Source organism: Chitinophaga silvatica, from assembly GCF_003419895.1.
GTDB lineage: Bacteria > Bacteroidota > Bacteroidia > Chitinophagales > Chitinophagaceae > Chitinophaga > Chitinophaga silvatica.
This window is the reverse complement of the sequence record NZ_QPMM01000001.1, coordinates 212,191-235,959: the sequence shown is the minus strand read 5'-3', so window position 1 is coordinate 235,959 and position 23,769 is coordinate 212,191. Positions and strand designations below refer to the sequence as shown.

Here is a 23,769-nt window from a genome sequence, read left to right as displayed (position 1 = left end):
AAAATATGTTGTTAAACAGACGACAGGAGGTTGACCTCTTCCTATAAATTTAGCAATTAGTAACAAGTAAAATTACTTATCCCAAACCCGTAAGAATGTACTGATGTCACAAAATGTTAAAGATAATATGAGTCAAAAGGACATTTGGAAAAAATACATTACAGCACAATCCAAAATATTAGAGCATAAATCTAAACCTATTGGAATTGATACTTTAAAGTCTGTTCAACTAGATGGGTTGAAATTGCATCTATCAATTGATCAGGAGATATTCAAACAAGTATTTAAGAAGGATGTTGAACAAATTTTCAAAGTCCAGGACTTCGATTTCAATAGCGGCTATATTCAGACAAGCATTGAAAACACGGCAAATATCACACCTAAAAACCTTAGTGAACTGAAAGAACTCGCTGAAATCTGTTACATTGATTTTAACGAAAATCCGCTTATTGAAGGAATAATAACAAGCCAGGTTAGCAACAGTAAAGACGAATTGAAAAAAATAATTGGTGAACTTTCAACAAGTTATCAATTTAAAAATTCGGGGCTGATTTATTTAACCTTGGACGAATGGAAGAAAATACGTCAAATTCAGGGGATTAATTTCGATAAAAAAGCTGGTGCAGTTTTTCCACTAAAACCCTCTATCTCTTTTCATTTATCTACTTTTTACAGAAACATTGAAATAAGCCAAAGTGCCAATAAAATTACAGTTGTTGGAGAATTACATAAAAACATTTATGAATTCTTTAAAAATCATTTTGGGTTAATAAAACGGGGCAATCGATTAATATTCACTTTTCAAAATGCCGAAAATCTAAAACGAAATATTGAAGAATTATCCAATAATGGAATAACATTACCGAAACCACAGGGCAATTGTCTTTATTTTGATTATGATAATAAATTCTATGAAACACATGAATCTAATTTGAAATTTGAAGCCCTCAGATTAAAAGGTTCTTTAGTACAATATTTCCCCGATAATTTATTTGAATTTTCCTACACAACGGATTATACCTTCGATTATAAAAAGCTAGACAAGGGAGCCGATGAACTTCAAAGAAATGAAGAGCTATTCTGGAATAGATTATTTGCTGAAATACATGGAGAAAATTTTCAAATAAGCCAAACGCATAGAACTATTTCTTTTGACTTTGGAACGGAAGATGAATTGTATGAAAAATTAGACTTTATAAAATCATTTTCATTCTTTGAGATTTACGACAGAAGTGAAAATCACAAATACAAATTTAACATTCTGTTTAAAACAGGCTTACACGAACTGCAGGCCAAATTGAAAAAAGGATTTCCAAATTTGAATACAAAACTAATTGCCAATGGTGCAAAACTAATATTCAGGCAATTTTACAAAACAGGAAATAAGACTGAAATTCTTGCACGACTACATAATCAATTCGATGATTTTATTGATTTAGCTACTTTTAGTTATACTATAAATGATACTTTCCAAGAAAAATATCTTTGTGAAGAAAATTTTGAATTAAAAGTTGAACAGGAAGAAGAAAAGCTATCAAAACTATTGAGAGAAGATTTTTATTTCAGTAATCAAATAGAAAAATTCTATCTGGGAAAATTGCAAAAAGTAGATTATCCAGATTTGTATTTTGTTGTAGATGAAGATAGACTTGACGAAGTAAAAACAAATATCTCATCCCAATCAGTAAAAGCTATTTTCCCAGACTTAAAAGGCGAAAATGATAAAATAAAGAGATTAGAAGATACCGTATTTAAACTTGATGATGCGACAACAAAATTACCAAATGACAACGCAAAAGTATTTTTATACGATTCAACAAAAGCCAAAAGAATTGAAAACATAGATTATTTACTAAACGAAAAAAGTATAGAATGGCAAGACTTTGAAAATAATCTTTTTTCAAAATCATTAAACAAATCGCAACGAGAAGCGGTATATAAATCACTTTATGCGGAAGAATTGGCGTTGATACAGGGTCCGCCCGGAACAGGCAAATCAACTGCAATAGCTGAAATAATTTGGCAACATATCAGGAAAAATCCCAAACAAAAGATTCTTTTGACTTCTGAAACTAATCTTGCTGTTGATAATGCAATTGATAGGTTGAAAAACGAGGAAAATAATGTTGTAAAACCCATTCGTTTTGGAAACACCGGAAACTTAGAATCAGAAGGATATTTTTACTCGATTGAAGCCATTCGGGATTGGTTCAAAGGAAACTCTTCAACAAAAAACACTGTTTCTCATTGGATAAACAACATTGCCAACAGAGTTACAGTCCAAAATGATGAACGACTTGATTCAGCCTTAGAGAAATGGAGATACTATATACAAAACCCAAGTAATCAAACAAAAGAACTATTTGCTGACAAATATTTTGAATACGTGAATTTGATTGGTGCTACAGGCAGTTCGATCGGAAAACTAAATTCAGAAAACAAATGGACATCTTTCTTTCGGTCATATCTAAACGTTTTCAAAAAAGAAAGCTATGAAAAGCATGATTTAAGAGCTTGCAATCATACAGAAATAGATTTTGACACTGTAATTATAGACGAAGCCAGTAAAGCAACTCCTCCCGAACTTGCATTGCCTGTTTTGTACGGTAAGAAATCCATTATCGTTGGTGACCATCGACAATTGCCGCCAATGATTGATGGTGAAGAAATCAAAGAGTTACTGGTTTCAATAGGCGAAAAGACATTAGCAAAAACACTTTCGCATAAAGAATTTGAAATATCGCAGTTTGAAAGATTGTTTACAACTATTGATGAAAGCATAAAAGGAACGTTTGATACGCAATACAGAATGCACCCTGCAATCAATGATGCAATCGCACAATTTTACAAAAATGACGGAGGCTTAAATTGCGGGTTACCATTAGATGAAAGTTATCATAATTCGTTTGACAAATGGAATTCAAGGTATCATGGCTTACAATTCAAAAACATTATTTCACCTGAAATCCATACAATTTGGATAAACGTAACAACCCCTGAAATTCAGGAAGGAACATCAAGAGTTAATTTTGGAGAAATTGAAGCTATTGATAGGATTCTTTCTATTCTTCAAAACAGCCAGGGAAAAAATGAATTTGATGAATGGTTGTCAAATAAAAGCCTCGAAGAAAAACAAATTGGAATTATAAGTTTTTATGGAAAGCAAATTAATTACATCAACAAAATGCTGAAAGAAAAACATATTAATGTACCAATTCGATTAAGTACAGTTGATAGATTTCAAGGAATGGAAAGAAACATAATTATTGTTTCGATGGTACGAAGCAACAAACTTGCAACTTTCCAAGGACAACAACCAGATGAAATTTATGGTGAATTAGGTTACCCATTGCAAGAAAGTTTAGGTTTTGCAGAATCACCCAACCGATTAAATGTTGCTTTGTCAAGAGCCAGGCGATTGCTTATTATCATTGGGAATAGCGAGCATTTTTGCCGAAAAGACATTTACAGGAATGTTTTTGAGACTATTCAACAAAATGGGAAAATAATTAGTGCAGAAGAACTACAAAACGCAGTTGAACACAATGGATAGCAGTAACTTGAAATACATAACTTTTCCATTTGAATGGACTCTAAAATCTACTTCTTATCAAATTAGATATAGAAAAGCATTTAGCTTAAATGAAATTGATGAAATATTTTGTTCAATCATCAATACTAAAGGAAATAATATCAATTTTTCAGAATTTGGAATTCTGTTGGGCTTCAACTTGCAGGACCAGGCAGAAAAAGACATTCTGCAGATTTATCTAAAAAGTCTTACTGATTATAACCTGATTGAGATAAATCACGAAACTATTCATTTAACAGAATTAGGACAAGAAGCATTGCAAAGTAACCTTAAATATAGGTATTACTCAGCAACAACCGGGCTTTTCGAAAATCAAACCGCCAAAGGTGAGAATTTTGATTTTTCATTTGAAAGTGTATTCAATATTAAAAATGAGTTATCTCATGATAGAAAAATTAATAAATCAACTTTTGAAAATCCTGAATTACAACAGAAACTTCAATTTCAACTTTTTGGAAATGATCCTTACCAAGGAGAAATAGTAGAACTTTACAAGAGTGATTCAATAATAAGTTACAAAAGTATTTCTTTAGAATGTAAAACCCTTACAGCTGACAATTCATCTCAACTTACAATTCTTAAATCTGGAATAAATAAGCCAGACATTGAACTTATAATTAATTTACCCGAAAATGAAGCATTAAAAAGTAAGTTGCTTAGAATGGGAATGTTTCATTACGTCCTTTCAGAGAAAAATTTCATTTCCCTGAAAGATATTGAAACATATATCGACTTATGGGATTGGAAAGAACTTGCGGAAAACTCAAAACTCGATTGGAACGATCAAAACATTTTCAAATTATTTCTTGAATATGGAGACAGAAGTATTTGGGCATCCATTTCTAAAAATGCGCCGCTAGAAAGCATTAAATCCGTAATAAGGGAATACGCTGAGTTTTGGAATTGGACAACTCTCACTGAAAGATTAGACAATAATTTCATCAAGGAGCACATTGAGAACTTCAATTGGGATTTTGAAGAACTTTCGTACAAAGAAACTGAGTTTATAACTTCGTTACTTCTAAATATAAAGCTCAAAAACCGTGATTGGGATTGGAACTATATATCCAAAAATCTACCAGACGAATTTATTGAGAAATACATTGAAGATTTCCCCTGGGATTTTTATACGATAACAGAAAACAAAAACGAAGTTTTCAAAAATACATTCATTAAGTATCGCGATAAACTTGAAACGCTGATTTCCAAAAATTGGAACTGGAAATATATTTCGGAAAAAATTAATATCAATTTTCTACACAAAAACATTTCAGCTCTTGCTAAGAAATTAGATTGGCATACAGTATTAAGTCGTTTTTTCAACAATGAAGAAATATCCGCGAAATGCCTGAATGATGAATCGTTTAAAATACTTTTAAAAAAATATTCCCCTGAGGAGTTTGTTATTGCTCATCAAAAATATATTTGGACACCAGGCCTTATTGACTTTTTTGAACAACAAAATCTAATCCAATGGGAAAGCAAATCTTATATCAAGGGTTTTGATACAAACAAAAATGTCGACTGGAATAATTTTATTTTTCAAAGGTATCACAATCGTATTGCGACAGAGGATGGTTTTCTAAATGTTAGTCAACACATTTCAGATGGTAGTTTGATTGAAGAATTTCCTGATTTCAACTGGAATTGGGAAGCGATATCACAGAACAAAATGCTAATTAACAATATTTCATTTATTGAAAATGCATTTGTTAGTAACCTTTCTTTTTCAAACAAGTTAATATGGAACACGATCTTATTGGAGTCCACTTTTGATGTTTCGTTTTGGAATAAAAACCTCGAAAAGTTTCACAAAACAACCGATAGTGAAAAACAAACTCCATTTTGGAAGTCGTTAACAAAAAAAGAAAATTCAGACTACATTTTTTCAAATCCTCATTTTCCTTGGGATTGGAGCTTTATTACCGAAAACAGCTCAAAAAAAGCAATCCTTGACAGTTTTGAAAATGTGGAACTTTTTGAAAAATGGGATTGGAAAATTGCCACCCAAAAACTTGATAAAGAAGACATCCTTAATAGATTAGAAGATTTTGCACGTTTCATTGATTGGAAATTTATAATTAACGAAGTTTTTACAATAGAAAACGAGCTTATTATAGATAAGCAACTTCCCAGAATCGCCGCTTGTTTATCGGTTATAGATAAGGAAATACGTATTGATGTTTGGAAAACTTTAACTGCAAAGATTCCTTTTGAAACATTATTCCCGATGGTTGAAGCAACAAATCAATCAAATTTTTTTGAATGGGATTGGGATTTTATTTCAAATCATAAGCATTTCCCAACTGATATAAAAACACTTAATCAATACCGTAAAAAAATAAATTGGACAATCTTTACTGAAAGCCATGCTATTCGGCAAAAATTCAATCCTGACAGTTGGGACAATGGTAAACAATGGTTTAGTAACATTGACCGGTATTTAAATCAGTTTGAAGATTATTGGGATTGGCAGGTACTTTCGCGAAACCGACACATTAATTATAACAGGATTATATTACAGAAATATAAAACCGAAAATTGGGATTGGGATTACTTAACTGAGTATGGCGGATTTCTTACTGAACAAAAAAGAGATAATAACAATAAAGAGTATTTAGAAAAAGTATTGCATCAATTTCCAAAAATAAATTTTGAAATTCTTTCAAAACGGGAGGACATAAACATTGATAGCAGGTTATTATTGTCCACCAAAGACAAGAATTGGGATTGGCAGGTTTTATCAGAGAACAAGAAAGTTGAAATTTCTAACGAGCTTATTCTTGAATTAAAAGATAAGAACTGGAATTGGCAAACTATCTCAAAAAACAAAAATATTGAGTTTAGTAATGTTACAATTTTACAGTTATTAGATAAAAATTTAGATTGGAATTATATATCTGATAACAATAGTCTTGAATTTAACATCGAATTTATTGAGAAAACAAAAACTAAATCCTGGAATTGGGAAGCAGTTTCAAGGCATAAATCATTCTTGCCAACTACTGAAACCTTAACCCTTACCAAAGATTTTGAAATCGATTGGGAATATATATCGAAACACTCTGGTTTAAATCCGACCAAAGAAATACTTGCCAAATTTGAAACTCAATGGCATTGGTACAGTATTACAGAAAATCCGCAAATCAATTTTGACGATATTGATTTCATTGAACGTTTTAAAAACAGATGGAACTGGCATTTTATATGTGAATCGGGAAAAGTCACCTTAAATGAACAAGTTTTAACTAAGTTCAAAAAGTATTTGAATTGGAATTTAATTTCATCAAACACAAACATACAATTCACAACAGAAATTATTCAGGAGTTTAAGCAATATTGGAATTGGACGAAACTTAAGGAAAATAAACGCGCAGAAGAACTATTGGGAAGTTATGTTACCGATGAAATTTGTAAATCTCCAACATTGAATTTCATTGATAAAATTGAGCAACAATACTCAGATTGGAAAGGAAGTATATATCATTTTTCACATATTGAAAATGCAGTTGAAATAATTAAAAACAGAAAAATCCAAAGCAGAAATAAAGCTAACATAAAAGGCGATGCAGCAGGAAATGTTGTTCATCTCAGAGATGAAGCACATGACTATGCTCGTTTTTATTTCAGACCCCAAACTCCAACACAGTTTTACAATGAGTTTTTGGGAAAGAATACGACTGACGGATACAATAGTAAAGATTATGGCTGGGTATCCTGGTATGAAAAAGCAAGGGGATTAGGTTTTCCTAAATGTCCTATTCCAATCTTTTTCAAATTTTCACTTAAGGAAGTGCTATTCAAAAATAAAAACCAATGTTGTATCAGTAATGGAAATATGCAAACAAGTTCAACTAAATTTGGAAATCTAGAAAATATGATAAACAAATTTGGGTTTGAGGATTTATATTACACCCCAAAGCAGTTTGCAACAAAAGAAGATTACAACAGATACAGAAATTATGCTCAACAGGAGTTTTTAGTAAAGGATGAACTTTCTTTTAATGATTTATCCGACTTTGAAATTATTTGTTCTTCTGCCTCAGACAAAACACTACTCACAAATTTATTAGGGAATGAGCACAAAGATATTATCTCAAAAATTGTAATTAATACAAGCTATTACAATAACCATAACCCAAGGGTAATAATTGAAAAAGAAGAATCAAAATTGCACATTTCAACTAATTTTAAGGGTGAAGGGTATTTTGTTTTAAATGGAACAAACATCAAAGAATTAGAAATTCTTACAGGTAATGTTAGCAAAATAGAGAAAGACAAAATTATCTTTAATTCTTATGTTTCCCTTGGAAATTTAACTCAAATCATAAGATTGAATTTCATAGACGAATCAAAAAGAAATTGGTTTATATATACCAATGGATTATTTGAGAATAACTTAAATAATGAAAGTTTAGCAAAAAAATGGCAAGAAACTGTCAGTATGGAATTCTATAATCCTATTGATGCAATAAATTTGCTGAAACAGAATGGTTATAATGATATTTTTTTGCAGAAAATAAGACATTACAAATTAGAAACACACACCAATTTAGTTTGTAATACTTTTGAAAAATATTTTGCTCCAAATTACACTGAATACATATCCTTAGAATTGTTTAGAACTTTATTAATTCTTCACGACATAGGAAAAACTAATGCCAATATTGAAGGAGACAAAAACAAACAATACGAACATACTAAACACATAGTAAAAGGTTTATGGCAAAACCTACATTTTTCTGAGAAGGAATTGTCAATTATATTAGCAATTTTAGATGAAGATTATTTGGGGAACTATTTTCAATCCAAATTAACTCTCACACAAGTAAGAGATTCACTTTATAGATTATCGAAATCTTGTGGATTAACAATAAATATATTTTTTAATATTTATATGATTTATTATCAGTGTGATATTGCTTCTTATACTACAGATGAAGGAGGGTTTAAATTTTTAGAACATCTTTTTGAATATCAAAATGGGAAAAAATTATTTGAAGAAATGGAAGGATTATTAAAAATGGCACCAGAATATTGGGGGATGTATAAACAACTTAAAACCGAAATAGAAAATGTCAATCAAACATATAAAAGGGAACATATTTAACTCAAAATGCCAAACATTAGTTAATACCGTAAATTGCGTTGGTGTAATGGGAAAAGGCATTGCATTAGTGCACAAGCTTCGTTATCCTAAAATGTACGCGGAATATAAAGATCATTGCAAAAATAAATTGATAAAAATTGGTTCATTATGGCTATATAACAAGCAAGAAAATGCCCCTTGGATTTTAAGTTTTCCTACAAAATTTCATTGGAAATATCCAAGTAAAATAGAGTGGATTGAACAAGGATTGCAAAAGTTTGTAGAAACCTACGAAAAGAAAGGTATTACCTCAATTGCTTTTCCTTTACTTGGAACTCACAACGGAGGCCTGAATACAAACGAAGTTAAAAAACTTATGGACGAATATCTAGAACAGTGTAAAATAGAAATTGAAATATATGATTACGACCCAAATACAAAAGACGACTTATTTTCACTTTTCAGAGAGAAATGGTTGTCGTTAGACGAAAATAGTATTAAAACAAAAACAGGTATACAACCCCAATACGCAAGAAAAATTTCAGATATCTTACAAAGTGGAGAAATATACTCAATGATTGCATTAGCAAATTATGCTGGTATTGGTGAAAAGACTTTGGAAAAAGCATTTGGGTATTGCCTGGAAGATACACTATGACCAAGTTACACCAAACAGTTGATCCCTCTCTGATACATACCTGGGCTAAAGGTTGGGCTAAGGCCCGCGCATTAGCACCTCCTACTACAGAGTATACTGCTTTTAGAGTAGATGTGGGATGGCCGGATCAGAAAACACGGTATATCTTTCCTGAAGCTAATAATTCATACAGAGAATTCGCACAAACAATTGAGGAGCCTTATGTATTTTTAAAAGCCTGTGCTACAGCCGAAACAGTTGCTCCATTGCTCTCGGAAAAATGGAAACTCGAGGACTCAACCAATATGATGGTACATGAATCTGGCAACAGAATGCAGGCACCTCCACTCCCACTAGGATATAAGCTTGTTATCAGCAATACAGGTCCTGTTCCACTAGCTGAAATCATCTACCAGGAAACGGTGGTTGCAAAAGGAGGAATTGCATTGGTTAATGATTATGGTATCTATGACAGGATCTCCACAGATGCAGCACATCGGCGTAAAGGGCTTGCCTCTGTTATTATGGGTGCCTTACAGGATATTGGCCACCAGCATAATATTCGAAAAGGTATACTGGTGGCATCTCATGAAGGTCAATTCTTGTATGAGAAACTAGGATGGAAATTCTATGCTCCCTACTCCACAGCTGTTATCCTTCCTGCTTAAGCTTTTCGAGACGTTGAATACAATTGCTTAATGCCCTGAAATTATGGTAAGTACATTTCCATATATGTGCCTTCAGTGCAGTTTTCCTGAATGGTTCATTATCCAATCCTTCTTCATACCAATCACCGTGTTCGTGGTCTATGAGGTAGGTTTGTACGTATTCCCAGAGTTTCAGAAACCGTTGATAATATTGCATTGGATCATTAGGATATCTTTCAGCCATTATCAGTAAGGTATTAAGTCCTTCAGCCTGTGCCCACCAATTTTTACTTTTGTTGATGATGGTGCAACCTTCTTTGTCCTTGAAATAATAACCTTCATCATAGAAACCACCGAGTTGCTGATCCCAACCCACTTTGAGCGCATGATCTACCATTTTTTTACCAACTGCCAGGGTTAGGGGATCGTTATGTTTTCCGATTACTGTTGCCGCTTCTTCCATCAGGTAAGCCGTTTCCACATCATGACCAAATGAAACATGATCTAAATTCTTACTCTTCATGATCAACTCTTCAGAATAATCACGGAATGAAACCGGCCTCCAGTCTGTAGTCCAGAATAATTGCAAGTAGCCATTATCTGTCACAATTTTATCCCTGATTAAGGTTAATACTTCTTGTAATCTGGTTTTTAATAATGCATCCGGCCAAACTTCATACAAAGCAGTAAAAGCTTCCAGTAAATGGATAGAGCTATTCTGGTCTTTTAATCCGGTTTCCGCAAGCGGAGGTGTATCGGCTGTTCTTTCTATAGGAACTCCTTGTTTACTGAGATGTTGAAAGTATCCCTTGTATTTAGGATCATGACTATGTTTTTCCAACCATTGGAAAGTTGCTTGTGCCAACTTCAATGCTTCCCGATCTTTAGATGCCTTGTAATAGGTTGCCAGGGCATAAATGGCAAAAGCATTTCCATATGCTTCTTTTACAAGGGTTTTAGGAGTGCCGTCTCTGGTTACCAATGTATAGAATCCTCCGTCTTTCTTATCCCACATTTTATCTCTCAGAAAATAAAATCCATGTCGCGATAATTTGATATAACTGGTGTCTTTATAAAAGATGGCTGCTTCGGCGGTAGTCCAGACATTTCGGGATTGCGTTACAATCATTTTATCCTGCGCCCCTACTGGTTTGAAGTCAAAGGAATAACCAGTGATATAACCGCCATAAAGCGTGTCGGTATTTCGCGGATAGTAAACATCTATCAATCCCTGCTTTGCTGCAAATCTGAACTGTTGGATCAATGAATCAAGGCCCGGTTTACTTTGCGCATAGCTACCGTGTATACCCGTCATTGCAAGTATGATACATAGGATATGTTTCATTCGTTTATTTCTTTTCGTTTAATAGTTTATTGGCAGCCAAAACCAGAAAGAGATAATCGGTAGTACCTCCACCCAATACATATTCTCCCTGTTGCCAGAAATATGGCCATTTCATCAGTTCAGGAAAATCGGGCCGTATTAAAGCCGTACCAGAAGCCACACCTCCGGGGATATATGACCAGTCGGCCCGGTTAAACCCATAGGCTGTAGTCATAGAACTGGCTCCGACTCCTGAAACAAAAGATGCAGTATTAGCGCCCGGATGGCATCCTAAAATAAAGTTCAAAGCATTCAACAGATACTTATCCGAAATGATTTCAGGAAAAGCCTGATGCAGGAAGAATTGCCGGTACCCAAAATTTTGAATACCCCAACCGGCTCCCCAGATATTTGGTTCATAGGGAACTCCATAGGGTGTTTTATGTCCGTCTGCTTCAATAGTAGCATAAAGCTGCTTCGCTGCTGTTGTCATTGCCGCTTTAAAATCTGCATTTTTTATTAATGGTAATGCCCTGCTAACTACCCAGCCTATACGGGAAAATTGCTGGGAAATATTTTGTTGTTGTGAAATCAGAAAGCTTTCATATTGATGATCGCCGGTTGTTATCAGTAGCTCCACAGCCAGGCTGATACTTCTGGCAGGATATTTTTCTGAGTAGGTTTGCCATACTTCTTTTGCAATTTGTAATGATTGCCTTGCAAGCGTATCGTTGTACCCTTTCATTACCCTGGATGCTGCTGCTAAGGCAACAGCTGCTTCCAATGCCCTGCCGGGATTTTCTTCTGTAAATACCCAACGGTCATCTGCCGATCCGGGAAGTCCTACTACCGGCACTCTCCCTGGCTGGTGAATTGAATTAAAATCAACGTTATCGGTTAGATTTACGGGATCGCCCAGCAAAACATACTGACGTAAGGTTGGCTCAATTATACCCCTGTAAAACCGCCCTAAAGCCCTATATCCATCTACTACAGATAACAACCCATGTTCTATCTGTTGCAGTGCATCTGCCTTCCCATCTGGTTGCTGGATTTCTACTACTCTGTTTAGCTGATCTATTGTAGTGTTATCGTAATTCAGTCCAAAGTTTTCATAAGCCAGTGTGAGTCCATGGATCGTTTCAGCCTGTGATTCTACCCGCAAATCATAATCACCTGCATCGTGCCAGCCACCACGATTTAGTTGTGGTACTGTAGCACCAGATTTATACGAAGTAAGTGTACTATGCCCCTGTAGGTATCCATCGAAATGATTGGAGTCGACCGGCGCCATTCTTGCATCATCCAGATGACATGCACCATGCCATACCCGGTATTTATCGTTTACACGTACGTGGCACATCTGGGCCGGTAGAAAATAAGCGAGGGTTGGCTGCCATACATTTTCCTGGTATATAGAATCGTTGATGGCAAACGGAGAAGTTTTCACATCTCCATATTGCACCATATACATTCCTGGTCGTTTTATTTTTGAAAAATCGAATCGTAAATAATGATAACGGAGAAAGGTGCCCCAATCTTCCGGCGCAGCGGTTAATACAGCTTGTGGACCAGTACTGGTGATACGAAGTAACCGGGCAGCTGGCCTGCGTTTGTCATTTGCATCCAATTCTATAATTGCTTTTTTCTCCTGCAACGAATGGTATCCAACCTGTGAGAGCTGAACTACCGGTGGTGATTGCCAGTTAGCAATAGCATTGGGTGTAATTATCCATTCTATTGCATTTTTGGTTGCCCCTTTCTTGATCAGCGACCTTACAACATACCAGCCATTAGAATGTAATGCCCTACCATCCAGTAATTGCAAGGCATCTCCCTGAATGCTTTCAATACTCATTCGCTGATAATCGGATTCAGGAACTATGGTTAGTTGCTTACCAGTGGCTATTGGCTTTACTTCAAGTTCGTTTTCATGATTTCTGAAAACCTGGTCGCTCGATTGCTGAGGAAAGATGCCCACCTGTTGATCCATTGCGAAGGATTTACCAAACAAGGCACCGGGAAATAATTCAAAATTAAAGCCCACCTTCCCTATCCATTCATCCGGTAAGGGTTTTTCCAAATCCACAATTACTCTTACTCCTTTACCTGCCGGCTGCATACTGATCGTATATGCAAAATGCAGGTCCGGATAAGTGATCGGATTAAATCCTTTCCGATCAATGGCCGAATCAGGATATACCATTCTTACACTAACAATCTGCTTAGCTTTATCTACCATTCTTTTTCCAACTTTAGGAATGGGTGACCATTGGCCGGGTGTAGGTTCAAGCCGTAAATCACCATTGGTGGCAATACGCTGTCCATGTTGTATTATTCCAACCCCTCCCTGATGCCCTTCCGGGTAAAAGTCATGCGCCAGCATCACATTTACGCCCTGGTACTCCAGGTATTCTTTACTATTCAGCTTCATCTGCTGGGCAGCTGCTACTGCAGTAATTAGCATTAAAAAAGTAAGCAGGTAAAGGTATTTCACATTGTATTTCATAACGTTAGTTGTGCCGTTGAAAGATATTTTTTGGCAAAGGCGGCCTGGCCAGACAAAGGTAAAATGTCGAAATCACAATTATAAGTGCAGGTATGAGACTTTTTTAACCATTCATAATCCTTTTTCTACCTAATAATGTAATTCTTTACCAAAAAATAATCATCAATTATTAATTGTCATATTAACACTTATATTTGTAATCATAATTAATAATTCCACTTTATGAAAAAGAACTGCCTAACTATATTTTTGAGTATAATGGCGATTGCAGGCAGTGCGCAAACGCCATTGCAAACCTTCTCACTGCAGGAAGTAAAACTCTTACCAGGAATTTTCAAGTCGGCCCAAACAACAGACCAGCACTATATTGAGGCATTAGACCCAGACCGCTTATTGGCCCCCTATTTAAGAGAGGCCAACTTGCCTGCTAAAGCCAGGGCTTATGATAACTGGGAAAGTGGTGGACTAGACGGACATATAGGAGGGCATTACCTTTCAGCCTTATCACTGCTCTATGCAAGCACCGGAGATCCGGAAGCACTGAAGCGATTGCACTATATGCTTGATGAATTAAAAAAAGTTCAGGAGGCCAACGGTGACGGATATATAGGTGGAGTTCCCGGTAGTAAAAAATTGTGGACAGCTATCATAGCTGGCAGAGTGAAGGCTGTTACAGAGAGGTGGGTACCCTTCTATAATATTCATAAAGTATATGCAGGCTTAAGAGACGCCTATCTCATAGCCGGACAGCAGCAGGCATTACCAATGATGATAAAATTCTGTGACTGGGCTGTAAAGTTGAGTAATGCATTAACAGATGAACAGATGGAAACAATGCTCAGAACAGAGCATGGCGGAATGAATGAAGTATTAGCGGATGCATATCAACTCACCGGTGATAAAAAATACCTCACTGCCGCCAGGAAATTTTCACAGAAAGCTATCCTGAATCCACTATCCAATCAGTTAGATCAGCTAACCGGATTACATGCCAATACTCAAATACCAAAGGTTATTGGATTCAAACGGATTGCAGACCTGGATAATGATAGTGCGTATAACAAGGCAGCACATTTTTTCTGGCAAACAGTAACCAACAACCGTACAGTAGCCATAGGAGGTAATAGTGTGGGAGAACACTTCAATCCTATCGATGATTACACCAAGATGATGACTGATGTTGCAGGACCAGAAACCTGTAATACCTATAATATGCTGAAATTAACCAAGGCATTGTACCTGACAGACGGACTTCAATCGTATATCGACTTCTACGAAAAAGCATTATACAATCATATTCTGGCATCTCAACTTCCTGAAACCGGTGGCTTTGTATATCATACACCCATGCGGCCCGGCCACTATAGAACCTATTCACAACCCACCACCAGTATGTGGTGCTGCGTTGGAACAGGTATGGAAAATCATGTGAAATACAATGAGATGATTTATGCCAGGCAAAACAAAGATCTGTATATCAATCTTTTCATTCCTTCAGAGCTAAACAGTACATGGAAGATTACCCAGCAAACCAGTTTCCCGGAATCAGACAGTACTACTATCATTATTACTAAAGCTGAAAAAGGAAATATCTATATACGCTATCCTGCCTGGGTTCAGGAAGGTACGCTATCAGTAATGCTCAATAACAAACCATACGAAGTAAAAAAGAATAGTACTGGTTATGTGAAGTTGGAACATAACTGGAGAAAAAACGATCGTATTGTTATTACACTACCAATGCACAAATCGCTTCAGCAAATACCTGATAAAAGCAATTACTATGCTATTATGTATGGTCCTTTAGTACTGGCAGCAAAACTCGACACAAATGAGATGAACGGTTTAATGGCAGACACCGGGCGTATATCGCATGTAGCGCTGGGTAAGCAGTATCCGATAAATGAAATGCCGGTACTTATCAAACAGGATCATTTACTGGAAAGTATACAGCAAGAAAAGAATACTCCTTTAACGTTCTCGATTAAGGGATTAGTGATGCCTGAAAAGTATAATGATCTTTTGCTGGTTCCTTTCTACCAGATTAATGCCGCCAGATATCAATTGTATTTTCCAATAAAAGAGAAATAATTACGTTAAATGTTGGCTACTAGCCTAGAATAACGAAGGCCCTTTTCAGGGCCTTTTTATATTAAAAGTTGTAACCTAATCTGACTTTGATTGGATCAGTTCTCGGAACATGCTGGTTATATAGAAAATCGAACAGCAACATCATATTTCCCTTGAGCTTACTGTTGATTTTATATTTCTTTGAGATACCAATTAATCCGCTTTGAGTCCATGGCTGCCCTGTACCATCCGGAAGTCCTACATAGGAAGGCTGATAGTTCTGTTCATATCCTCCATTCAGGAAAAAAGTACCTTTCAGTTTCCAGTCCACGAACGAACGTAAACCTACACCCTGTCCTGATAAATGAATATCATTAAATCCGGTTCCCATTCCTAGTTTATAAGATACCCCTACCCCTGTACTACCGTTCTTATGAAATTTGTAGGCTACCTGTCCGGCAAAATCGCCGGTTGTAGGAAAGAATTTAGTACTACGCTGAAACTGAATATTACTTCCAAACTCCAGTCTTTGCAGGAAGCTTTTAGTTTTCATTTCGTTTGGTTTGAAATCCGGCATTTCAGCAGCGTTATCGAGATCGGGGAATTTGCTTTTCAGCTCGTCAAATCTGCTTCGTGCTTCAGCCATTTGCTGACTCACAGCTGCTCCTGCATTGGGGCCACTGCCCAATCGTTGTTGAATCAGTTGTTCTACCTGGGCGCGGGTTTGTAGTCCTTCAAGATTAGCCGGGTTGCTTGCACCCTGAAGGTTGAATAAACTGGCAATCTGAGAATTTTTTGACATGAAGTCTTTAAACGCCGGCAACTTTTTTAATTGTTCAATTGCTTTCTGTTCAATTTTCTTTTTGTCTTTCAATACTTCCTTGTATTCTCTCATTTGCTGAGCATAGTAATATGCTTCCTTATTAATTTTTTGTAAATTTTTTGTCATACCGGCGTATTGGCTCAATTGTTCTTTCAGCAATTGTTTACGCTCTCTTATATATGCTTTTATTTGTTCGGCCTGTTGAAATTTATCTTTTAATTCATCTACTGCTTTTATAGAGCCATTTAATTTATCAGTAACTCCTTTAGATTGTTTGAGCAGAGAATTTGGGCCTTGCAGAAATGATAATGTATTGCCCAAACTATCGAGATACATATTACTACCTCCGGGCAATATTTTTTTGGCGCGGCTTAACTTTCCTTGTATCCCGGCTTTGAGCTTTCCAAGGGAGTCTATACTATTGGAAAAAAGATTCTGAGCTTTAAGAGAATCTATTTTGGATAATTTCCTTTTCAGTTTCTCTTCCTGCTTCATGAAACGGCGTAAGGACTGCTCACTTTTCGCAGTGATTTTTCGCTCCATATTATCAGATTTTTTCTTTACAGTAGATAGATATTTCTCGGAGATCTGGATAGGTGTTTTCGTGCTATCCTGGGCTATCAGTACTCCTTTAAACGGAAACATAAAAAGGAGCAAAATGGATAAATATTTCATGGTATATAATTAGTACAAAGTAGGTCGATTCCCCTCGCGGATTAACATCAAAATCACCGCATACCAACCAAAGATAGGGGAACTATTGGTAAAATCACAATCTTATCATGTAACCTTATTTCATCTGTTCCGTTTTACAATCAAATTTTCCCCGTATGAAATCTATTTTACATTATTCCAAAATCGCATTGGCCATAGTATTTCTTTCTTTGATCCAAAGTGGCTGTCTGAAAGAAGATTGTGAAAAAACTGTACCGTATAAGCTTTACATTCCTGTTTACACATCCCTGGAGGTTATCAGGGCTTCTGTAAATACAGATTATCCCAAGGAGATAACAGATAACGGTAAAATTTATCTATATGGAAAATACATATTTTTAAATGAAATCGGAAAAGGAATTCATGTAATTGATAATACTGATCCTTCTGCTCCCAAAAATCTTTCCTTCATAAACATTCCCGGTAATACCGATTTAGCGATCAAAGACAATATTTTATATGCAGATAGCTATATTGATCTGGTAGCATTGGACATACACGATCCGCTTCATGCAAAGGAAGTAAACAGAATTCAAGCAGCATTCCCTTATGCCAGCTATAATTACGGAATGGTTTCAAGTGATCAGGGTGTTATTACTTCATTCAAAACAAAAGATACAATCATTCATTATTCCTGCAAACAACAGGATAGAGGCACAGTGTTTTTTGATGCACCAGGTAATTTCTTGGCAGTATCCAGTTCCTCTTCAGTACAAAGTTCGCAGGTTGTCGGACAAGCAGGGTCAATGGCTACTTTTGGTTTATTAAATGGCCATTTGTATACAATGAATACTTATAGGATTACCTCTTTTGATTTAAAACAAGCTGCCAATCCTCAAAAAAGAAAAGTATCCAATTTGCGGATAGCGGGAGAAACTCTTTTCCCATATAAGAATTATCTGTTTATTGGTGGAACTACCGGGATGGACATATTTGATGTATCTAATCCTGATACTGCTGTGTTTAAAACTACCTACCAGCATCTGCGAAGCTGTGACCCGGTTATTGTTGAAAATGACCTGGCATATGTAACACTACGTGGTGGTGCTGCCTGTAATATGAATGCGACAAATGTACTGGAAGTCATCGATGTAAAAGACCCGGTAAATCCTCAATTGCTTAAAAGCTATGAAATGAAAAGTCCATATGGCCTTGGGCTTGCAAACAATAAACTGGTGATCTGCGAAAACTTAAATGGTTTACGACTCCTGGATGCAAAAGATCCTCTCGATATTAAAACAGTGAATACCCTCACAAACATTAAAACTACAGATGTAATTCATACAGGGAATGATAACATATTACTGGTAGGTGAAAATGCTTTATATCAATTTCAAATCAGTGATATGCAGAATCCAAAATTATTAAGCAAAATAAGTTTCATGCCTAAATCTTTATAAAATGATCAACCGTACTAATCTCGTATTGTTATGCATACTATTAAGTAGTTTTCAACTTTCAGCACAATCAAAACATGGGCTATTCGGATTAGCAGAAGGAGGAGTGGCATATGGAGAAGAAGCCAATTTTGTGGGTCAGGCTGCCATAGGCTACAGATTTATGCACCAATGGCATGCAGGCGTCGGAGCAGGAATAAATGCCTCTTATGTTCGCCATGCACCCGTTTTCGCCACTCTGCGTTACGATCTTACCAACAAGCCTAATACCTTCTTTTTGCTGGCAAATAGCGGCGTGACACTTCCCTGGTTTAATGATAAACAATGGCCTGAATATCATTCCAAAGCCGATAAGATCTCACCGGGAAGCTATTTCCAGGGAGGAATCGGTTTTAAGACCAGGTTTGCCAAACACGCCGATTTCATTCTTTCAGCATCGTATGCACATTCAGATTTCAACATTCAATACAAATTTTCTCCTTTAGCAATGTTCATGCCTCCGGAGTCATCATACATTATAGAAAACTACGCTTATAAGTTCAATCAGATTTGCATTACCGCTGGATTTCAGCTTTGGTAAAAGCATACGGGATTATCCTTATGAATAATTTTAAATAGAAATCCCTGTCATAATATGCCAGGGATTTCTATTATTTAAGGATTCAAATACTTATTCAAATGGTAATAAAGGTAGAATTGCACTTTTCAAATATGTTCCCTTAAGTTGTGTATAAAGAATGCCTCGTGCAGTTCCTACACAAATTCTTGCCAGATCCATATTAACATCATGTAATATTACAGCTTCACCTTTTTCGTTATGATTCACAACATCAGCAAAATTCAAAAAGAAGAAGCTACAAGCAACTTTCAATTTAATAAGTACATTCGTATCTTCACTGTCAAGGATTTCAATAGTAGTATACTTAAAAACTATATTCTCAGCCTGATTAATCTTTTGTTCTTGTGTAAAATTTATTCTTACTGGTTTTTTTTCATTAAAATTCTCCGCCTTTTCTGACATCACAAAAGACATTAATTCGATTCCTTTAAGAACATATTTTTTCTGGGTTTCTGACATTTCAATATTTGTTTTGACTAGCGTTCTTATATATTGTATTGAAGACATCCTTCTTCATCTACTGCCATTGGCATCTTCTTATAAAAGCTTGAAGGTGATACTACATTTAGATGGGTGGAAAAAGAAAAGGTTAGTACTTCTATTTTATCTTTGAATTCAAAATTGAGAAAATTAACCCCAAGTACTCTACCAATATCACTTAGAGTATCTACTGTAAAATTATGTGTACCACTTAGATACTTTGATATTAAAGAGGGGCTACTTGATTCGAGTGCCTCCATTAGATCTTTTTGTTTCCATCCTTTCTCTTTTAAGGCATCAATAATTGCAGCTGCTAAATTCATTTTATCATCTATCCTTCGTTGTTCGGCAGGAGTGATTTTTGAAAGCATCTGATCCAAAAGATTCTTGTTTGTTGCCTTATGCTTTTTTTCAATTTTACTCATAAAATATCTATTAAATAAGTCTGAGATTCTTTCCTTCTAAATGAAGGCCATCTGAAGTAATTCTAAAATCCATATTTTCTAACTTGGTTCTTATAATCCTAGAATATTCCATCATTTCATTTACCTCTTTCGTTAATCTTGGATCATCTTGCCACGCCCTTATATATTTAGGTTTTGGACCTCCATTCCCTAGTATAACAATTTGTTCACTAATTCGGATACAATATAGCCTTAGAAATTTTTCTGGTATGTCAAATAATGCACAAACCAAATCATTCCAATCAAGACCTTCATCAAGTCTAAAGTACTCTTCTTTGGCCGCATTTGTATTTCCCATGTTTTTCAACCTACCAATCATATTCATTAGTTCATTCTCATAACCACTCTGATACTCCTCTAAAAAATCATTAAATAGTTGCTTGGTTGGTCCATCCACTAACTCCTGGTAATTAATTGAATAAAAAGATGCTTTAGGCCCAGATATTGAATTTAGATAGTGTAATTTTGCCTTCACTTAAAAATGAATCTTTCCACAATTTAGTACTATTTTTTCACTTTTAAATGAAATTTAAAAAACTAAATTAACTTATTATATTTTGATATTTTACAATTCATATAATAATTATGTAAATAAACTTGAATTAATTCTCAAAATAAGAATAACTCTAGCTTAAAATAATGTCTCATAAATTAAACAATAGCGTAATTTTTCTCAGTAGCCAATTTGGATTCAATCTGATAAATTCATACTTTATCTGATATTTAAATACAAGCCTTTTTATGACCCCGGATTCAACCAAACCTTTGCCAAGGGTATTATCTTATATTATTGATACCTGGAGAGTTTTATACCCTATATTTTATGCAGTAATACTCGTGTTGGTTGGCTATTTTTGTTTTGTACAGAATGATCAGGGAAGAGACTTTTCTACTGCTGTAATTGAGGATCATTATTCGCTAAACTACTTCATTAAAAGCGCAGTGGCCTTGCTAATATGGTCGCTTAGCTTGTGGTATTCTTCCAGGATAGTGCTTAGGCTTAAGATGATTGAGTACAAGAACCTGGAATACACACGTTTCCTTATTAAGTGGTTACCCAGGGTACTCGGAGTTATTCCGATTATCACAATGATAATCGCTTTATTCGCGGTTCGTTCTACGGTACCCGACTTTAATCATTTCTATTTTTATGTATACATACTCTCCTATTTAATATTAGGAGTAATTGTGATGATGTTTCTCATTTATCGTTCGGCCATTGCAAAAAATATGAATATTGAAATGGACCCGAACATTGTGCGATTCACTCCCCAACAAATTTCCATAAGGGATTTATTATCAACAGGAGTTACGGGTATAGTCGTTTATGTTATTTTGATGATTAATCTGATTTTATTTCTTTCGTTTCAATTGCCGGTAAGCGCACAAGTGGCCACCTTCCTACACCCTGCAACAATAGTATTATTGGGCTTATCTTTTTACACAGTATTATTTGCTGTAATAGTTGCCAGTTTCAATCTAAGAAAGTCACCTTTAGGAATTGCCGTTGTCATTTACATAATTTTTATCAGTCGGTTTAATGATAATTCAGTTATCAGACATTCCAATAATTTGCCAGCACCCAAACGGGAAACAGTACAGGAAAATCTGAAAAACTGGTTAGCCGCCAGAATGCCAATACATCCCGATAGTGCAAAGTATGACACTTACCCTATTGTGCTGATTGCAGCTGAAGGAGGCGGCATCCGGGCAATGGACTGGACAGCAATGATACTTCAACATCTGGATAGTTTATCGCCTCAATTGTACAAACACGTTTATGCTATCAGCGGTGTTTCAGGCGGGGGTGTTGGATCTGTTTTCTTTCAGGCATTTTACCGAGACAAAAGTGCCGGTAATCTCAACTTCAGTCCATATACAAGAGACTCACTTTTCAGAAAAGCAATTGGTTGCGATTTTCTCAGCGATGTAACTGCGGCTTTTATTTTCCAGGACAATCTGCAAAGAGCTATACCTTTTGCAATTCCGTATTTCAACAGAAACCGTAAACTGGAAGATAGCTGGAGCTTTGGCTATAGCAAGCATCTTCAGCAACAAACATTGGAAGAACCATTTCTGCAACTCTGGAATAAAGATACCGCCATCAAATATTTCGTTCCTAACATGCTTATTAATGGAGTAATGGCTGAATCAGGCCAAAAGGCCATTACCACCAACCTGGATATCAGGAACGATTCATCTGGTTTGTTTGATGATGAAATAGATGTGATTAAAACATTAAACAGGGATATTCCTCTAAAAACGGCCGCATCATTATGTTCGAGATTTCCGCTCATCACCTCAGGCGGATTGTTGAAACGTGGTGATACCAGTGCTATGGGCCATATTATTGATGGAGGATATAAGGAAAATACAGGTATTGAAACAGCATGGCAATTAATGGCATTAATGCGCCCGTATATAGAGCAAATGCAGGATTCATTTAAAGTGAAGCTACCCGTGTATTTAGTATTTATTCAGAATAGTGAAATTGCTTCTCCTAATTCCGCAGACAGCTTAAAACCCGTTACTATCTTGCCAGACATAACCACCATCCTTAGTGGATTTATGAATGCCTGGGATAGGCGTACACCAACCTTCACAGGTTTATCAACAAAAGTATTTAATGAAAGTAAATTGAAGGATGCTTATCGTTTCTATGCAATTTCATTGAATAGAAAATCGGTGCAACTCCCATTGGGATGGTATCTTAGTCAAACTGCCCAGAATTATATCTGGCAGGAAGCAAGTAAGGTTGCACCGAACAAAGAAATATTAGAATTATTCAAATAGCTATCTGATGTTAAATCCAAGACCTAACTGGGCTTGCTGACTTTTCCATTTATAACGATCATCAATATTATTGATATCCGATAATCCCCAGAGGTATCTTCCGAACACATGAAGTTTATCGAAAGTGAGTGTAAAACCGGCAGCAGCGGCAAAGTCGCTACGCTTAAAGGCAACTCTGTTATAGGTTAGCAGGTTTTCATCTTCAAAAAACAAAAAGCTGTATTGAGGACCTGCATTCAATGATACTATTTGATTTATATTATATCTGATTAATAAAGGGATTGTAAGATAATTTAATCTGATACTTGTATTAGCCATGCTATTGCTGGTATAAATATATTTGGCAGCAAAGTCACCAGCCTTTTTTGGATTGGCCTGAGACACCATTAGCTCTGATGCAAATCCCCATCTGGAGCTAAAATCGCGATACCCAAATACCCCGATCTGGCCTCCCAACGTGTATTTAGACTGAATACCTTCCCCATCTAGCTTGTAAAGGCCTCCATCAAATTTAACTCCGTAATGTATGGTTCTCTGGGCATGCACGGAAATAAAACTAAATAACAAGAAAACGGACAACAGTTTCTTCATAGCGGATTATTTTACCATAA

The 23,769-nt window shown here is 35.7% G+C and carries 15 protein-coding genes; 8 read left to right on the top strand and 7 right to left on the bottom strand.

Annotated elements, in window-relative coordinates; all coding sequences use genetic code 11:
- The first annotated feature begins 127 nt into the window (after positions 1 to 127).
- The 4 genes from DVR12_RS00865 to DVR12_RS00850 are packed head-to-tail and all read left to right on the top strand — an operon-like array spanning position 128 to position 9,986.
- The gene (locus DVR12_RS00865) at positions 128 to 3,553 is read left to right on the top strand and encodes an AAA domain-containing protein (RefSeq protein WP_158563173.1); all 3,426 of its coding nucleotides are present in this window, start codon (positions 128 to 130) and stop codon (positions 3,551 to 3,553) included.
- Positions 3,546 to 8,702, top strand: a complete 5,157-nt coding sequence (locus DVR12_RS00860; RefSeq protein ID WP_116973564.1) for a DarT ssDNA thymidine ADP-ribosyltransferase family protein — start codon at positions 3,546 to 3,548, stop codon at positions 8,700 to 8,702. Before DVR12_RS00865 ends, DVR12_RS00860 begins: the two co-directional genes overlap by 8 nt.
- Positions 8,668 to 9,339, top strand: a complete 672-nt coding sequence (locus DVR12_RS00855; RefSeq protein WP_116973563.1) for a macro domain-containing protein — start codon at positions 8,668 to 8,670, stop codon at positions 9,337 to 9,339. Before DVR12_RS00860 ends, DVR12_RS00855 begins: the two co-directional genes overlap by 35 nt.
- Positions 9,336 to 9,986, top strand: coding sequence for a GNAT family N-acetyltransferase (locus DVR12_RS00850; RefSeq protein WP_116973562.1), 651 nt, complete (start codon positions 9,336 to 9,338; stop codon positions 9,984 to 9,986). Before DVR12_RS00855 ends, DVR12_RS00850 begins: the two co-directional genes overlap by 4 nt.
- On the opposite strand, the gene DVR12_RS00845 is transcribed toward DVR12_RS00850, so the two are convergent.
- Positions 9,970 to 11,310, bottom strand: a complete 1,341-nt coding sequence (locus tag DVR12_RS00845; protein ID WP_116973561.1) for an AGE family epimerase/isomerase — start codon at positions 11,308 to 11,310, stop codon at positions 9,970 to 9,972. The two genes, DVR12_RS00850 and DVR12_RS00845, sit on opposite strands and share 17 nt — an antisense overlap.
- A gap of 4 nt (positions 11,311 to 11,314) precedes the next feature.
- Entirely contained in the window at positions 11,315 to 13,798 is a 2,484-nt protein-coding gene (locus tag DVR12_RS00840) for a glycoside hydrolase family 9 protein (protein ID WP_116973560.1), read from the bottom strand.
- A gap of 222 nt (positions 13,799 to 14,020) precedes the next feature.
- Here DVR12_RS00840 and DVR12_RS00835 point away from each other — a divergent pair, with 222 nt between their 5' ends.
- Positions 14,021 to 15,889 carry a glycoside hydrolase family 127 protein gene (locus tag DVR12_RS00835; RefSeq protein ID WP_116973559.1) on the top strand — a complete coding sequence of 623 codons (1,869 nt, stop codon included), beginning with the start codon at positions 14,021 to 14,023 and terminating at the stop codon, positions 15,887 to 15,889.
- A gap of 61 nt (positions 15,890 to 15,950) precedes the next feature.
- Here the strand turns inward: DVR12_RS00835 and DVR12_RS00830 are convergent, their stop codons facing one another.
- A complete protein-coding gene (locus tag DVR12_RS00830; protein WP_147323390.1) occupies positions 15,951 to 17,366 on the bottom strand; it encodes a coiled-coil domain-containing protein in 1,416 nt (471 codons plus the stop codon).
- Positions 17,367 to 17,521: 155 nt separating this feature from the next.
- Between DVR12_RS00830 and DVR12_RS00825 the strand changes: the two genes are divergently transcribed.
- Both DVR12_RS00825 and DVR12_RS00820 read left to right on the top strand, forming a co-directional pair.
- Positions 17,522 to 18,805, top strand: coding sequence for an LVIVD repeat-containing protein (locus tag DVR12_RS00825; RefSeq protein WP_116973557.1), 1,284 nt, complete (start codon positions 17,522 to 17,524; stop codon positions 18,803 to 18,805).
- A gap of 1 nt (position 18,806) precedes the next feature.
- Complete coding sequence (locus tag DVR12_RS00820) at positions 18,807 to 19,382, top strand: hypothetical protein (RefSeq protein ID WP_116973556.1); 576 nt, start codon at positions 18,807 to 18,809, stop codon at positions 19,380 to 19,382.
- 90 nt (positions 19,383 to 19,472) lie between these two features.
- Here the strand turns inward: DVR12_RS00820 and DVR12_RS00815 are convergent, their stop codons facing one another.
- From DVR12_RS00815 to DVR12_RS00805, 3 genes are read right to left on the bottom strand one after another with little or no spacing between them, the layout of a single operon-like run.
- Positions 19,473 to 19,880, bottom strand: a complete 408-nt coding sequence (locus tag DVR12_RS00815; RefSeq protein ID WP_116973555.1) for a hypothetical protein — start codon at positions 19,878 to 19,880, stop codon at positions 19,473 to 19,475.
- A gap of 26 nt (positions 19,881 to 19,906) precedes the next feature.
- On the bottom strand, positions 19,907 to 20,326 hold the full coding sequence (locus DVR12_RS00810; protein WP_116973554.1) for a helix-turn-helix domain-containing protein: 420 nt from the start codon (positions 20,324 to 20,326) through the stop codon (positions 19,907 to 19,909).
- Between the two features lie 10 nt (positions 20,327 to 20,336).
- A complete protein-coding gene (locus tag DVR12_RS00805; protein ID WP_116973553.1) occupies positions 20,337 to 20,840 on the bottom strand; it encodes a hypothetical protein in 504 nt (167 codons plus the stop codon).
- Between the two features lie 266 nt (positions 20,841 to 21,106).
- On the opposite strand from DVR12_RS00805, the gene DVR12_RS00800 reads away from it, so the two are divergent.
- Positions 21,107 to 23,158 carry a hypothetical protein gene (locus DVR12_RS00800; protein WP_116973552.1) on the top strand — a complete coding sequence of 684 codons (2,052 nt, stop codon included), beginning with the start codon at positions 21,107 to 21,109 and terminating at the stop codon, positions 23,156 to 23,158.
- Here the strand turns inward: DVR12_RS00800 and DVR12_RS00795 are convergent, their stop codons facing one another.
- The gene (locus DVR12_RS00795; protein ID WP_116973551.1) at positions 23,159 to 23,749 is read right to left on the bottom strand and encodes a porin family protein; all 591 of its coding nucleotides are present in this window, start codon (positions 23,747 to 23,749) and stop codon (positions 23,159 to 23,161) included.
- Between the last annotated feature and the right edge of the window lie 20 nt (positions 23,750 to 23,769).

What these genes read in the sequence shown, in the direction of transcription:
- DVR12_RS00865 (WP_158563173.1), top strand. Translation starts at nt 128, where the DNA reads ATGAGTCAAAAGGACATTTGGAAAAAATACATTACAGCACAATCCAAA.
- DVR12_RS00860 (WP_116973564.1), top strand. Translation starts at nt 3,546, where the DNA reads ATGGATAGCAGTAACTTGAAATACATAACTTTTCCATTTGAATGGACT.
- DVR12_RS00855 (WP_116973563.1), top strand. Translation starts at nt 8,668, where the DNA reads ATGTCAATCAAACATATAAAAGGGAACATATTTAACTCAAAATGCCAA.
- DVR12_RS00850 (WP_116973562.1), top strand. Translation starts at nt 9,336, where the DNA reads ATGACCAAGTTACACCAAACAGTTGATCCCTCTCTGATACATACCTGG.
- DVR12_RS00845 (WP_116973561.1), bottom strand. Translation starts at nt 11,310, where the DNA reads ATGAAACATATCCTATGTATCATACTTGCAATGACGGGTATACACGGT.
- DVR12_RS00840 (WP_116973560.1), bottom strand. Translation starts at nt 13,798, where the DNA reads ATGAAATACAATGTGAAATACCTTTACCTGCTTACTTTTTTAATGCTA.
- DVR12_RS00835 (WP_116973559.1), top strand. Translation starts at nt 14,021, where the DNA reads ATGAAAAAGAACTGCCTAACTATATTTTTGAGTATAATGGCGATTGCA.
- DVR12_RS00830 (WP_147323390.1), bottom strand. Translation starts at nt 17,366, where the DNA reads ATGAAATATTTATCCATTTTGCTCCTTTTTATGTTTCCGTTTAAAGGA.
- DVR12_RS00825 (WP_116973557.1), top strand. Translation starts at nt 17,522, where the DNA reads ATGAAATCTATTTTACATTATTCCAAAATCGCATTGGCCATAGTATTT.
- DVR12_RS00820 (WP_116973556.1), top strand. Translation starts at nt 18,807, where the DNA reads ATGATCAACCGTACTAATCTCGTATTGTTATGCATACTATTAAGTAGT.
- DVR12_RS00815 (WP_116973555.1), bottom strand. Translation starts at nt 19,880, where the DNA reads ATGTCAGAAACCCAGAAAAAATATGTTCTTAAAGGAATCGAATTAATG.
- DVR12_RS00810 (WP_116973554.1), bottom strand. Translation starts at nt 20,326, where the DNA reads ATGAGTAAAATTGAAAAAAAGCATAAGGCAACAAACAAGAATCTTTTG.
- DVR12_RS00800 (WP_116973552.1), top strand. Translation starts at nt 21,107, where the DNA reads ATGACCCCGGATTCAACCAAACCTTTGCCAAGGGTATTATCTTATATT.
- DVR12_RS00795 (WP_116973551.1), bottom strand. Translation starts at nt 23,749, where the DNA reads ATGAAGAAACTGTTGTCCGTTTTCTTGTTATTTAGTTTTATTTCCGTG.